Genomic DNA, 606 nt, shown 5'->3' on the forward strand with positions numbered 1-606 from the left:
CCCCGGAGAGGACGGCAGCCGCGACTTCGGCGATCTAATCAGGCTGCCGGTAGCGCGCCTCGCCGAAAAGTACGCCGTCCGCGACCGCCTGCGCCGCCAATTCCGCGCCGTCATGGTGGACGAGTATCAGGACGCCAACGTAGCGCAGTTCAAACTGCGGCGGCAGCTTGCGGGCGACGAGACGTATGTGTGCGCCGTCGGCGACGACGACCAGTCGATTTATCGCTTCCGCGGCGCGGAGGTGCGGAATATCCTGTCGTTTCAGGAGCAGTTCGCCGGAACGGAGCTGATTCGGCTGGAGGAGAATTACCGCTCGTTCGCGCCGATTCTCGAAGTCGCCAATAGCGTCGTGAGCAAAAACCGCGACCGGCTCGGCAAGACGCTCCGCGCCCGGCGGAAAGGCGGCGAAAAGCCCGCGCTCTACTATCTGGGCGACCAAGACGAGGAAGCGCGGCTCTGCGCCGACCTGATAGCGCGCGCCCACAAATCCGGCTCGCCCTATGCGGACTGGGCGGTGCTGTACCGCACGAACGCGCAGTCGCGCGGCTTTGAGAGCGAGTTTCTCCTCCGCTCGCTCCCGTATGCCGTCGTCGGCTCGCTCAAGTT

1 protein-coding gene is annotated in these 606 nt (G+C 65.3%); it reads left to right on the forward strand.

Translation table 11 applies throughout. The features are described from left to right. On the forward strand, positions 1–606 hold a 606-nt coding region (locus AWU74_RS07415), incomplete at both ends, for a UvrD-helicase domain-containing protein (protein WP_162505021.1).

It is taken from the genome of Treponema endosymbiont of Eucomonympha sp. (genome assembly GCF_001028545.1).